Source organism: uncultured Oscillibacter sp., assembly GCF_910584465.1.
Lineage (GTDB): Bacteria > Bacillota > Clostridia > Oscillospirales > Oscillospiraceae > Oscillibacter.
Window position 1 is genome coordinate 47,322 of the sequence record NZ_CAJUBK010000003.1, and the last position, 13,846, is coordinate 61,167.

A 13,846-nucleotide genomic window follows, 5' to 3' on the forward strand; every position below is an offset into this window, starting at 1 on the left:
AACCCAGGAAGGGTTCCTTTCGTTTTCAATAAAAAAGTTTTCAGGACTTTTTTGAAAGTTCTGAAAACTTGCTCAGCCTGTCGAAAAGACTTTTTCGACAGGCTGACGCGCCCCGGCATCCTTGCCGGGGCGCGTCTTCGTGTCCATGGTCCGCCTGTGCCCGGGGCCCGCGGGTCAGCCGACCTCCTTCGGGACGGTCAGGGGCAGGAGCGTCCGGCTGTCCAGGAAAAAGAGCTTCGCCGTCTGGCCGCTCAGGCTGAACGCCTGTTCCGTCCGCCCCCCTGCGGGGAGCTGGACCGGGAGGCTCTGCACGGCGCTCAGCCGCCCGTCCCGGTACGCCGCCGCGTACAGCGTGCCGGAGACCGCCGAGACGACGGAGTTGTCCACCGCGGCCGTGAAGGAGATCTTGCCGGAGGCGGTGCTGACGCCGCCGGCCCCCAGCCGCACCGGGTCCGCCTCCCGCACGGAGACGGCGCACCGGGCCGCGATCCCGTTCTCCATCCGGGCCGTGATCTCCGCCGTGCCGACGGCCCTGCCGGTGACGATGCCGTTCCCGGTGACGGAGGCGACGCTCTCGTCGTCGGAGCTCCAGGTCACCAGCTTGTTGGCCGTGTCCTCCGGGAGGATGGACGCGTTTATCTTCCGCCGCTCCCCTTCCTGGATGGACAGGGAGCTGTCCGAGAGCGTGAGGGTGGTGTCGCTGTCGGGGACGCTGTAGACGCTTGCGTATACCGAGCGGTATTTGTAGTCGGTCAGGGCCCCCGCGGCGTCCTTCACGTTGGTCACGGTGATCTCGTATACGCTACCGGGAGACAGCGAGATGTTTTTGTCGTGATAGCTGATCTGAGACGAACTGGCCTGGGTCAGGCCCCGCGCGTCCGTTTCCCCCATATCGCCGGAGAACTGGAAGGTCTCGCCGGTGTTCAGGCAGTGGAACACGACGCCGCTGTCCTCGGTCAGCGTGTATCCGTTGTAGAAGCGCACGGTATACATGTCGTTGCTCCCGCCGGAGGTCGCCTGCGACATCATCACGCCCTTGGAGGGCCAGCACACGGTGTCCACATTGGGAGAAAGCGCGGAGCCGAATTTGAACTTATGGACCGACTGCCCGCCGGAATCACCGAGCCCCACCTCCGTGAACCTCGGGTCGAGCAGGTTATAGCGGTGTCCGCACGAGACCGGGTCGCCCATGCCGTCATCCAGCGCGTTGATGATCGAGGTCAGCACGTTCCCGTTGAACAGGTTCTCCCCATGATCGTCCTGCGCCTTTTGGTAATATGCATCGGAGACTCCTGCCGGCTGGGGAGGATGGTGGGGGCTGGGATTGGAGATCCCGGCCTTTTTGAGATAGGTCGTCAGCGCGGCCTTGCACTGAGCCCCGTCGCTGAGCTCCGGAGAGTAGGTGAGCTCGTTCAGGCCCGCGCCGACCCGGACAGCGTTCAAGAATTTGACCGCGGCCTGGATGCGGTCGGGATCCACCGCGCCCTGGTCCAGAGGAGTCTGGGTGTCCTGGGGCTGCCGCGTGTAATAGCTCCCGGCCTGGTTCCACTGCGCCGTGCTCTCCGCGTAGAGCGCTTTCATCCTCTCGAGCCGCGCCTGTTCCTCCGCCGTCAGGGGGACGTCGCTGCCCGTCTCGAAGTAGGATCTCCTCAGCGCGGCGACGATGATGGAGCCCCGATAGACATCGAACACGATATAGCTCTCGTCCGGGAGAAGGTAGTTTCTGGCATAGGCGGCGAAGGTCAAGGGATTGGGATTGAAGTAGTGATACCTGGGGTCCCCCCCGCCGCTGCCATAGGTGATGAAGTCGATCGCCTCCCGCCTGCCCGTCTTCGTGAGGTGATCGCACAGGTTGCCGCCGTTCTCCATCAGCTGCCGGTTCATATAGAAGGTGCGGCTGTCGAACCCCAGATCGGAGCTCCTCCCAAAATAAGCGTTGACGGCGTTCCACATCGCGGCCGCGTGCTGAGAGATGCCCTCGGCATACTGGGCGTCGTCCTGGTAAGCCGCGGCAGCGCCCGTCCGGGCGGCGCTGATCTCGTCCCAGGTCATGGTGGCGTAATCCTCGTTCAGAGCGGCGACCGCGCAGATCGCCTGACTGGACCTGGACTGGTAGCAATAGGTGACGAGGGTGCCGCCCCTGCGCTCCTCGCCGAAGTCCCCGGCGGCCGACCGGAAATCACAGCCGACCACGGAATAGAGGGCGATCCTCCCATCCGCCTTGGTCTCGAAGTAAAAATAGTCTCGATAGCCGTCTCCATAGAAACTGTAAGCGTTCCCGCCGTAGCGGGAGACCGTCTCGATCTTCGGCTCTCCCAGCGCGGCCTTCACGTCCGCGATGGTGGAATCCGGATAGAACGTGACCGATCTCCCCGACGACAGTGTTGCCGCCAGCATGACGCTGCCCGCCGCCATCGCCGCCGTGGGCAGGAGCCCCAGGACCATCACCCAGGCCAAAAGCCAGCAAGCGGTCCGTTTCAACATGCGCATAGCCTGACATCTCCTTTTATGCGTCCCGGACGGTCCGCTCGCCGCCCGGGGAGGTCTTCATGAAAGACAGCGCCCCTTGCGGGGCGCTGTCGGTCATTTGCGGGTCGCGCGGATCAGGCGCCGTACTTCAGGCAGAAGCGATAGAGGAACGTCGCGAAATGCGCGCGGGTGGCAGTGCCCTGGGGATTCAGACGGCCATCGGTGGTGCCGCCGACGATGCCGTTGCCGACCGCCCAAGACATAGCGGCCTGGGCGTAGCCGGAGACACGGCCGGCGTCAGCGTAACCGCTGAGGGACGCGCCGCCGGTGGTGGCGTAGCCCTTCAGCTGGGCGTAACGATAGAGCATCGTCACCAGCTGCTGGCGGGTCAGGGAACCGCCGGGGTTCGTGCCGTCGGAGATGCCGGAGCTGATGGACCAGGCGCGGGCCTCGGCCATGTTGGCCGGCTTGTTGCCGCTCAGACGGTCCAGGACCATCCACAGCTGCTGACGGTTGGTCAGGCCCTCGGGATGGAAGTTCCCGTCGGACATGCCGTTCATCACGCCGCGGGCATAGGCCCAGCCGATGTAGTTGGCGGCCCAGTAAGTGCTGGACACGTCCTTGGGCAGGTTGTTCAGGAACAGCTTGTCAGCATCCAGGGTGAAGCTCAGGTTGCTGCCGGTGCCGCGGTTGTTGGTCGTGCCGGTAGAGCCGCTGGAGCTGGAGCTGCCGCGCATCCGGATGGTCAGGGTGACCGAGCTGCCGGCGTTCGCGCTGAGCGGGAGAGAACCGCTGAACGTATAGGTCTTGGAGTCGCCGCTGTTCAGCTTCCTCGCCAGGGACTTCAGCTGATCGAGCAGGTCGCTGGGCCAGCCGACGTTGACACGGATCGAGGTGCCGTCCTCATAGGAGATGCGCACGGTGCCGGAGATGCCCAGATCGGAGAGGCTCTTGGCGTCCAGGATCTCGTCGGTGTAGAGGGTGTGGGAAAGGTCGGAGGTGACGGTGCCCTCGCCGGCGGCGGGGATCGTCACGAGGAACGCGGGAGCGGCGGGAGAAGAGACGTTGTCGCCCGCAGCCTCAGCATAGGTGGGGACGAAGAGATAGGTCCCGCCGGCGTAGTTGTACTTCTGGCCGTCCGCCAGCTTCCAGCCGGTGACGGTCAGCTCGACGTCGCTGCCGTCGATGGTGACGGTGATCTTCTTCTGACCGCCGAACGCCTTGAAGATGGCGTCCGCCAGGGCCTTCGCGCTGTCGGCGATGGCGTTGCCGTTCTCCACGGTGACCTTGACCGTGGCGGAACCGGTGCCGCTGGTGATGTCGCCGATGGTCTCGATGTCCTTCGTGGGCATCGTCGTCGTGGAGGCGGCGCTCTTGGGCAGGATGGTCAGCTTGCCGGCCTTGACCGTGACGGCATAGTCGTCCTGGTCATACTTGTTCCCGCCGGCGCGGTTGATCGCGTAGACGCCCACAGGGCTGCCCTTCCTCGCCTCGCCGTCCGCCTCGACGGTGAACCCGTCTTCGGCGACGACCAGGACGCTGCCGGTCACGACCTTGTTGAACTCGTAGTAGTTGATCTCGTCCTGATAGTAGCGCTCGAAGTCGTCCATCTGGACTTCGATGGGCTTCTTGGCGATGGTGGCGGTGCGGGCGGCGGATTCGGCCACCGTATACACGCCGTCGTCAGACTTGAAGACGAGGGTGAAGTTCTGGGAGCCGGACCGAGGCTTCTCGTCCGCTTCCTGCACGGTGAACTTGCCGGGGACGTTCGTGCCGTTGAGGCTGGCGGAACCGCCGCTGACCTTCACGATCTCGCCCCAGGTCTGGCCGTAGACGCCGCCGTCGGCCGTGACGGTGGGCCAGGTGATGTCGATGTCCTTCACCGTGAGGGTGAGGGTCTTAGTGACCTCTCCCACAGCGGCGGTGAGGGTGAGCGTAGAGTCCACCACAGCGGTGTCGCTGACGGTGACCACACTGCTCGCCACCGTCACGCCCTCAGCCGTGCCGGAGCTGGTCCAGGTGACATCCCCTTCGAAGGGATCGCCGTACTGGTCCAGGACCTTGGCGGTGTAGGTGTAGGTGTTGGTCTTGCCCGCGGTGGGCTTGATCAGGGTGGCCGCGTCGCCCTCGATCTCCGTGCCGTTCTGGGAGATCACGATGCTCGTAGCCACAGCCGCCGCGCGGCTGACCGTCAGGGTGGCGGTCTTCGTTCCGGCGCCGATGGTGTACGTGCCGGCCTTCGCGTCCTTCGCCACGGTGACAGTGCCCTTGTCGACCGTCACGCCCGCATCAGCGGGAGAGACCGTCCAGGCCACAGTGCTGCTGATGTTGGTACCCGCCTTGGAAGTGGCCGTCGCCGTCGCGGTAGCGCCGTTCGTGCCGTCGACCGTGACGCTCGCCGGGTCGATCGCAACGGTCTCCACAGTCGGCGCCGCGCCGTTGGTGATGCTGACGGTGGCCGCGTTGGCGGTGACCGTATGCGCTTCATTCTCGCCGGTCTCGATAGACACTTCCGAGAAGGTCAGCTGAGTGTCCTGGTTCTCGACGCCGTCCTTGAGCTGGAACGTCAGCGTCGCGATCGGCATGGTGGACGTGAAGGTCTTACCACCCGCTCCGTCCGTGGGGCCCAGGTTGAAGGAGCCGTCTTCGTTCGCTTTGGAGACGTTCGGGGCCACGACCATGCTGAAGCCCGTCTTGTCCTCCGCACCGACGAAGGTCAGGAGGTCCTTGTCGAAGCCCACGGTGATCGCGGCGACGGCGGCGTTGAAGCTGCCGCTGCCCTTGGCGACCACGTCCACTTTGTACTGCTGGCCGGACCAAGCTCCATTCTCAGCAGAGAGGGTCAGGGCCGTGCCAGCCGCCGATGCCGGGATCACGACAAGGGAGCACACGATGGACAGGGCCAGGAACAGGGACACGAGTTTCTTCCATCTGTTGTTCAACGTTATCACCTCAATTTCTCATGATTAGGATTCTGCCGGGAACTTTGTGATATTTCCTGTGAAGAGGCGCACGATGTAGAGCGCGTCCACAGAATTTACCCTCGAGTTGCCGTCTACATCTGCGGCATACGTCTGATCCGCGGTGAACGTATAGTTGCCCGCGAAGTTCCGCAGCACATAGAGCGCATCTACAGAGTTCACTTTCCCATTGCCGTCCACGTCTCCTAAGGTGACGGCCGGCTTCGTCGAGTAATATCCAAAGGTCCCGACTTTCTCTACCTGATTGCTCCCGATCCCGCTGGAGGCATTGCTGGAAAGCCAGACGTGATACGTGCTGCCGCTGGTAAGGCTCATGGGATAGATCTTGAAGCCCTGGCCGCCGGTCTTCTGGTCGATGTAGACCAGATTGCTCTGCGAAGGCGTGGCGCTGTCCTTCGTCACGAACACCACATATTCGCTGCCGCTTGCCGCGCCGGTATAGCTCAAGTCCAGGATATCACGGTTGCTCGCGTCGACCGTGGCGGTGATGTCGTTGGCGGTCATGCTCACATCCTTGATCCCTTCCTCCTCCGCCGCGAAGGCGGCGGTGCTCATCAACACGGACAGACCCAGCACCAGGAGCGCACAGGTGATCCATTTTTTCATCGTCATTCCTCCTTTCTCAAAGAATACCACGATCCAGACAGCGAGTCAGGATGACGGCCAGCTGGGCGCGGGTCACGGCCTCCCCCGGGCCCAGCCGATCCTGGCTGTCGCCGGAGATGATCTCGTGATAGACGCCCCAGTATACCGCCGGTCTGGCCCAGCTCGCGATCTGGCCGCTGTCCTGGAAGGCCCCGTCGTATACGCTGTAAAACAGGGTCTCCAGCCCCGCCTGTCCTCCGGCATAGCCAAAGAGCAGCTTCATCGCCGCCTGACGGGTCAGGACAGCGTTAGGGGTGAACGTATCGGGCCCGGTGCCGCTGAGCAGTCCCTCAGCGCAGGCCCAGGCGGCGGCAGTGCGGACCTCGTCCCCCTGGTCCGCCAGGTCGGCGAAGGGCGAGGCTTGGTCCGCCTCGGGCCTCCCCGCCATGCGCCAGAGGATGAGGGCCATCTGCTTGCGGCTGACGCGCTCGTCGGGGCGGAAGGTCCCGTCCCCATAGCCGCCCAGCAGGCCCCTTGCCGCCGCCTTCCGGATGTCCTCCGCGTCCGCCCGGCCCGCCGTGTCGGGGAAGTCCGGGAGGACGGAGACGCCGGAAACGGAGAGCGGGAGCTCTCCGCCCTCCCCGTCCAGGAGGAGCGCGTCCGTCAAGGCGAAACGGGGACTTTCCAGCCCCTGCTTCGCCGTGAACTCGAAATTGCCCAGGACGCCGCCGCCCTGGATGGGATCGGCGGACGCCGCCGCCAGGACCGCGCCCTTCGGCGCGCCGGGGTTCCCGGAGGCGAGGGCCCCCGCCAGCAGGGGGCCGGAGGCCGCGCCCGTGCAGTCCATGGCCGTATCGTCGAAAGAGAGGACGAACTGGGCGGCACAGAACCCGGTGTTCTCGGACAGCTCCACCGAGACGGTGAACGTCTCTCCGGCGGGGACGGGGCCCTGCGGGCCGGTGACGGACAGCTCCGCCGCCAGGGCGCCGGGGGCACAGAACAGCGCCGCCCCTGTCAGGACCAGGGCCGCGATCAGGTGTTTCAAGCCTTCGTCTCTCTCCTTTCTACATGATTTTGACCATTCTACCATACATCCGTACCGGCTTCAAGCACTTTCCAAAAATTTTACCGATCTGTAACATAGCCTATCCTTTCCAAAATTTCCAGGATCTATTTACAAAATTTTTACGTCCCTGCCATTGACAGGTGGGTTAGCGAAAACTATAATGAGCGACAGATTGTCAGAAAGTGACACCCTGACGCTTTGGATGCTTCATATCTTATAGGAGGGGATGCTATGCCCAGCGAGACGTTCCTCCGCCTGCCGGAGGAGAAGCGGACCCGCTTCATCAACGCGGCGTGGGAGGAGTTCACGTCCACCCGCTTCGCGGACGCGTCCATCAATCAGATCATCAAACGGGCGAAGATCCCCAGGGGGAGCTTTTACCAGTACTTCCTGGACAAGGACGACCTGTTCGCCTACCTCCTGGAGGAGGTGCGCAACCACGTCAAGGAGGAGTACCGCCGGGTATTGGAGGAAAACGGCGGGGACATCTTCCAGGCCCAGCTGGACTGCTTCGACCGTCTGGCCGCGGGGGACAAGATCCTGGACCCGGTGCTGTCGCGGTGCATGAAGTTCCTGGAGAACAACCAGGGCGTGGACATCCAGAAGCTCCTCCCCACCCGCCCGGGCCAGCGGCTCTTGGACGGGCTGTGGGACGTGATGGACCGCTCCGGCCTCCGGGAGCAGGACGAGGAGTACGGCCGGGCCGTGTTCAGCCTGCTGATGGCCGCCCTGGGCAGCGCCTGCATGGACGCCATGCTCTGCCCGGAGGACCGGCCCTCCTGCCGGCGGGAGCTGGTGACGAAGCTGGAGATCGTCCGGCACGGGAGCATGAAAACGCCGTGAGGCGCGTGAACTTTTCCTTGACCTTCCCCCTGGTGGAAGGTGTACACTTACCGGAAAGCACGGGCGGGACGCGCCGTCCATACATCATAGATGAGAGCACGACCCTACATCACATCTCGACCGAAGGAGGCAGTCATGAAGAAGAAGATCGCCGCGCTGCTGCTGGCGCTGGCCCTGCCGCTGGTCCCCTCCGCCCTGGCGGACGAGGCCGGAGGCGCCGCGCCGGAGCCGCCCGGGGGAGCCGTCCAGGACGGAGCGGCCGAACAGGTCCGGGAGGACGCGGTCCCCGGCCCGGACGCGGATCCGGAGACCGGCTATGAGCCCGACGCCCTGGGGCAGGTCAGCTTCCCCAACGTGGAACAGCGCATCCGGGAGAACAACCTCCAGATCCTGGCCCTAAATGAGCAGATCGCGGCCCTGGAGGAGATCGACTACGAAAAGCAGCTCGACAAGCTCCGCCGGGCCCTGAACAGCCTGGCGGGGGCGCAGTGGACGATGCTGGAGATGGGCCAGGGGTCCTCTTACGCCTACGAGCAGATGAACCAGTCCTACAGCGCCCTGCGCAGGCAGTTCGACGCCATCTGGGACGGCGACCTCCAGGAGGACAACGCCGGCGTGATCCGGCAGCTGGAGAACCTGGAGGACCAGATCGCCCTGGGCGGCGAGACGATGTACATGGCCCTGCTGTCCATGGAGGCCCAGCTGAACGGCCTGGAGCGCCAGCTGGCCGCGCTGGACCGCCAGCTGGAGGAGCTGCGCCTGCGCCACGAGCTGGGGCAGATCTCCACCCTCCAGCTCACCGGGGCGGAGGCGGGCCGGACCTCCCTGGTCAGCGGCATGGAGACGCTGAAGATGAACATCCATTTGTACAAGGCCCAGCTGGAGACGCTGCTGGGGGCGGAGCAGACCGGCGAGATCCGGCTGGGCGGCGTGCCCCAGGTGACGGCGGCGCAGCTCTCGGCCATGGACATGGAGAAGGACCTGGCGTCCGCCAAGGAGGCCAGCTACGAGCTCTTCGACGCGAAGCGGACCCTGAAGGACACCCAGGACGCCTATCACGGCATCGGTGACTACACCCCCACCCTCGACGCCGAGCACGGCTGGCCCGCCGCGAAATATACATATAACAATACCGTCCAGAATTACGAGATGAAGTTCCGCACCCTCTTCGCCCAGGTGAAAGATCACAAACAGGTCCTGGAGGCGTCGAAGGTGACGCTGGAGAGCAAGGAGGCGTCCTTTGCCGCGTCGGAGCTGAAATACCAGCAGGGGAACATTTCCCGCAACACCCTTCTGACCGCCCAGGACGAGGTCACCGCCGCGAAAGAGGCCGTCCTCTCCGCCGAGAACGATCTTTTCACCGCCTACAACAACTACTGTTGGGCCGTGGAGACCGGGATCTTGAACTGATGGGGACGCACGGATCGATACGATATCAGCCCAGGAGGAGCTATATGAAGAAAAAAAGAATTTTGGCCGCGGGGCTCGCCGCCCTGCTCGCGCTGTCCCTCGCCGCCTGCGGCGGCGGGACGGAGGAGGCCCCGGAGGAGGAGGCCCCCGATCCCGGCGTCGCCGTCCAGGTGGAGACCATCGGGGCGGACACCATCTACACGGAGAACACCGTCTCCGGCCAGATCGTCACCGAGGAGCAGACCACCGTCATGGTGGCGGTGAACGCCAAGTGTGAGAAGGTCTACTTCGAGACCGGGGACGAGATCCAGGCGGGCCAGGCCATCTGCAAGGTGGATCTGGACAGCACCCTGACCTCTTACGGCGCGGTGGACATCAGCTACCAGTCCGCCATCCAGAGCTATAACGACCAGTCCGCCATCTTCGAAAAGCAGATCGCCCTGCTGGAGAAGAACGTCAGCGACCTCCGGCAGCTCTTCGAGATCGGCGCGGCCTCCCAGGCGGAGATCGACCAGGCGGAGCTGCAATTGCAGACCACCATCGCCCAGCGCAGCTCCACCCTCGCCCAGCTGGAGGCGGGGATGCAGAACTACAAGTCCAACCTGGAGCAGCTCTCCAGCTCCCTGGAGAACATCGACGGCCGGGGCAACATCCTCGCCCCCGCCTCCGGCACCATCCTGACGCTGAACGCCGTGGAGGGCGGCTTCGTCTCCACCGCCGCGCCGGTGGCCGTCATCGACGGCGTGGACCAGCTGAAGCTGACCGTCCAGGTCTCCGAGGCCCTGGCCCCCAAGCTGGCGGCGGGCGACACCGCCGACGTCACCGTCAGCGCCGTGGGCCAGACCTTCGAGACCACGATCCGCTCCGTGGACCGCTCCGCCAACCTCCAGACGAAGCTTTACGCCGTGACGCTGAGCCTCCCGGCGGACCTGGAGGGCCTGACGGCGGGCATGTTCGCCGACGTGACCTTCCACACCGACGTTTCCGAGGATACCATCGTCGTCCCCACCGAGGCGGTGCTGACCCGGGGCGCGGCCCAGTACGTCTTCGTGGTGGAGGATGGCGCCGCCAAGTACATCGAGGTCACCACGGGCCTCACCGGCAACGGCGTGACGGAGGTCCTCTCCGGGCTGGAGGCCGGGCAGATGCTGGTCACCGTGGGCCAGGCGTACCTCAGCGACGGCGACCCGGTGCGCATCGTCTCCGGCGCGGACAGTCCCGCTCCGGCGGGCGCTCCGAAAGACGCGGAGGGCGGGGACGCCGCCCCCGAAGACGGGAGCGCGCCGTCTGGAGAGGAGTAAGCCTCCATGAATATCGCCAAAGCAAGCATCCGGCACAAGGTCGCCACCCTGCTGGCCAGCATCCTGATCTGCGTGTTCGGCCTGATGTACGCCACCCAGCTCCAGATGGCCCTGATGCCGGACATGGAGATGCCCATGGCCGTGGTGGCCTGCTACTACAGCGGCGCGAACCCCAGCGACATCGAGGAGCTGGTCACCCGCCCCCTGGAGGGCGCGATCATGTCCGTCCAGGGCGTGGATGAGATCTCCTCCACCTCCTCCGACGGCATCAGCCAGATCCAGATCACCTATGTGGAGGGGACGGATCTGGACATCGCCGCCACGAAGCTCCGGGAGCAGTTCGACCGGGTGAACCTCCCGGAGGACGCCACGAAGCCGGTGATCGTCAACATGAACCTCAGCGAGCTGATGCCCACCGCCATGATCGCCCTCATGGGCGAGGACCTGGCCCAGCTCCAGACCCTGGCGGACGACGTGGTCGTCCCCGCCCTGGAGCGGATCGACGGCGTGGCCCAGGTCACCGTCAACGGCGGCGTGGAGCAGCAGATCGCCGTGGAGCTGGACCCCACCCGGACGGCGGGCTACGGGCTCTCCACCTCCTACGTCTCCCAGTTCCTGGCGGGGCAGAACCTCATCTACCCCGGCGGCAGCCTGGACAACGGGTCCAAGAAGCTGACCGTCAGCACGGACGCGAAGTTCCGGACGGTGGACGACGTGCGGGATATGATCCTCTCCCTCCCCACCGGCGGCGCCGTGCGGCTGGGCGAGGTGGCCAACGTCGTCCTGGAGGACAAGGACATGAGCGCCATGGCGAAGTCCGGCGAGGACGCCTGCGTGGTGCTCCAGGTCTCCAAGCAGTCCTCCGCCAACGAGGTCTATGTCTCCGAGAAGGTCATCCAGCGGCTGGAGGAGCTGAAGGGCGACAACCCCGGGCTCCATTACGCCGCGCCGTACCTGGCCAGCGACTACATCAACCAGACCGTGGACGCCGCCTATCAGAACATCCTCCAGGGCGTGCTGCTGGCGGCGGTCGTGGTGCTGCTGTTCCTCCGCCGGGGCGGGGCCACGCTGACCATCGCCGTGTCCATGCCCATCTGCATCCTGACGGTGCTCCTCATCATGCACGTCTCCGGCCTGACGCTGAACATGATGAGCCTGGGCGGCATCGCCATGGGCGTGGGCATGATCGTGGACAACTCCATCGTCGTCCTGGAGAACATCTACCGCTTCTCCGCCGAGGGCCGCAGCCGGGAGGAGTCCTGCATCGAGGGCACGAAGGAGGTCACCAGCTCCGTCGTGGCCTCCACCCTGACCACCGAGGCCGTCTTCGTCCCCCTGGCCCTCACCGGCGGCATGGCGGGCATGATGTTCAAGGATTTCTGCCTCACCATCGCCTCGCTGATCTTCGCCTCCCTGGTCATCTCCCTGACGCTGGTGCCCCTGCTGTGCTACTTCACCTTAGACGAGGAGAAGGTCCGCCGCCGCCAGGAGAAGCTGGCGGGGAAACGGCCCGGCCCCCTGAAACGGCTGACGGACAAGATCGGCGCGTTCTATCTGAAGACGCTGGGCTTCTTCGTCCGCCACCTCTTCCTGGGCATGGCGGCGTCCTTCGCCCTGGTGGTGCTGTTCGGCGTCACTTTGGTGAACACCAAGATGGTCCTCATCCCCGACATGGACCAGGGGACGGTCAACCTCAGCATCGGTATGCCCATCGGCTCCCAGCTCGGCGAGACCGCCGCCATCGCCGACCGGGTCTCCGCCATCACGGAGGCCCAGGTCCCGGAGATCGAGCAGATGTTCTACATCGCCTCCGACGAGTCCGTCACCATGATGCTGGACGTGGGGTCCAAGTCCCAGCGGAGCCGGAGCAGCAACGACATCGCCAAGGCCCTCCGGGAGGCCCTCCAGGACGTCGCGGGCTGTGAGATCACCGTCTCCGCCTCGGACTCCGAGGCCATGATGGGCGGCGGCGGGGACATCGCCGTCAAGATCCAGGGGGACGATTACGACACCCTGGCCTTCCTGGCGGACGACTTGATCGCCCAGATCTCCGCCCTGCCCGACGCGGTGAACGTGGACAGCTCCCTGTCCGACGAGGTGCCCCAGGTGAAGGTCTCCGTGGACCGGGAGGCCGCCGCGCAGTACGGCCTCACCGCCGCCTCCATCGGTGCGGCGGTCCGGTCGGAGCTCACCGGCTCCACCGCCACCCGCGTCACCATCAACGGCCGGGAGCTGGAGGTGGTGGTCCGGGGCGGCGGCGCGGCGGCGGGGAGCCTGGACGCGCTGAAGTCCATGGGCGTGCCCTCCGCCATGGGCGGCACAGTGCCCCTGGGCTCCGTGGCCAGCGTGACCGTCGAGCAGGCCCCCCAGACCATCGTCCGGTCCAACCAGACCCGGCAGGTCACCATCTCCGGCGACTCCGTCAGCGGCGACACCGCCGTCATGACCCAGGCGATCTGGTCGATCCTGGACGGATACACCTTCCCCCAGGGCTATTCTGTGGAGACCGACGGCTCCTATGAGACCATGATCGAGAGCTTCACCGACCTGCTACTGGCCCTGGCGGCGGCGCTGCTGCTGGTGTATTTCGTCCTGGCGGTGCAGTTCGAGTCCTTCCTGATGCCCGTCATGATCATGCTGATCCTGCCGGTGGCCTTCACCGGGTCCCTGTTCGGGCTCCCCCTGACGGGGCACGACCTCAGTATGCTGTCCCTGGTGTCCATCATCATGCTGGCGGGCACGGTGGTCAACTCCTCCATCATCCTGGTGGAGTACATCAAGATCCGCCGGGCCAGGGGCGAGGACCGGGAGACCGCCATCCTCCACGCCTGCCCCCTGCGGGTCCGGCCCATCCTCATGACCACCCTGACCACCATCCTGGCCATGGTGCCCATGGCCATGGGCATCGGCGAGACCAATGAGATGATGGCCGATATGGGCATCACCATGATCTCCGGCATGGTCATCTCCACCATCGTGACGCTGGTGTTCACGCCGGTGTATTACTCTGTCATCGATAACCTGAGCCGCGTCTTCCGCCGGAAGGGCAAGGACGGGAAAAAGCCCCGGAAGCCCCTCTTCAAGCGTAAGGGCAAGGAGGAGCCCCTGCCCGCCGCCGCGGAGGAGGCGCCGGAGGCCCCGGTGAACGGATAGGCCCGACAGGATAAGGGGAGCCCCGCGCGGATCAGATC

The 13,846-nt window shown here is 65.1% G+C and carries 8 protein-coding genes; 4 read left to right on the forward strand and 4 right to left on the reverse strand.

Going from position 1 to position 13,846, the window contains the following annotated elements:
- Positions 1-174: 174 nt before the first annotated feature.
- The 4 genes from QZ332_RS02130 to QZ332_RS02145 form a co-directional block, all read right to left on the reverse strand.
- Positions 175-2,490, reverse strand: a complete 2,316-nt coding sequence (locus tag QZ332_RS02130) for an Ig-like domain-containing protein (RefSeq protein ID WP_295761734.1) — start codon at positions 2,488-2,490, stop codon at positions 175-177.
- Between the two features lie 113 nt (positions 2,491-2,603).
- A complete protein-coding gene (locus QZ332_RS02135; RefSeq protein ID WP_295761736.1) occupies positions 2,604-5,411 on the reverse strand; it encodes an S-layer homology domain-containing protein in 2,808 nt (935 codons plus the stop codon).
- A gap of 24 nt (positions 5,412-5,435) precedes the next feature.
- Positions 5,436-6,056: a dockerin type I repeat-containing protein gene (locus QZ332_RS02140; protein ID WP_295761738.1), complete on the reverse strand. Its 621-nt coding sequence runs from the start codon at positions 6,054-6,056 to the stop codon at positions 5,436-5,438.
- Positions 6,057-6,072: 16 nt separating this feature from the next.
- Complete coding sequence (locus tag QZ332_RS02145; RefSeq protein WP_295761740.1) at positions 6,073-7,080, reverse strand: S-layer homology domain-containing protein; 1,008 nt, start codon at positions 7,078-7,080, stop codon at positions 6,073-6,075.
- A gap of 252 nt (positions 7,081-7,332) precedes the next feature.
- Between QZ332_RS02145 and QZ332_RS02150 the strand changes: the two genes are divergently transcribed.
- The 4 genes from QZ332_RS02150 to QZ332_RS02165 all read left to right on the forward strand — a co-directional run bounded on the left by QZ332_RS02150 (position 7,333) and on the right by QZ332_RS02165 (position 13,808).
- On the forward strand, positions 7,333-7,944 hold the full coding sequence (locus QZ332_RS02150) for a TetR/AcrR family transcriptional regulator (protein ID WP_295761742.1): 612 nt from the start codon (positions 7,333-7,335) through the stop codon (positions 7,942-7,944).
- Positions 7,945-8,079: 135 nt separating this feature from the next.
- Positions 8,080-9,354: a TolC family protein gene (locus QZ332_RS02155; protein WP_295761744.1), complete on the forward strand. Its 1,275-nt coding sequence runs from the start codon at positions 8,080-8,082 to the stop codon at positions 9,352-9,354.
- A 44-nt stretch (positions 9,355-9,398) separates the two neighbouring features.
- Positions 9,399-10,655, forward strand: coding sequence for an efflux RND transporter periplasmic adaptor subunit (locus QZ332_RS02160; RefSeq protein ID WP_295761747.1), 1,257 nt, complete (start codon positions 9,399-9,401; stop codon positions 10,653-10,655).
- A 6-nt stretch (positions 10,656-10,661) separates the two neighbouring features.
- A complete protein-coding gene (locus QZ332_RS02165) occupies positions 10,662-13,808 on the forward strand; it encodes an efflux RND transporter permease subunit (protein WP_295761750.1) in 3,147 nt (1,048 codons plus the stop codon).
- The last annotated feature ends 38 nt before the right edge of the window (positions 13,809-13,846 follow it).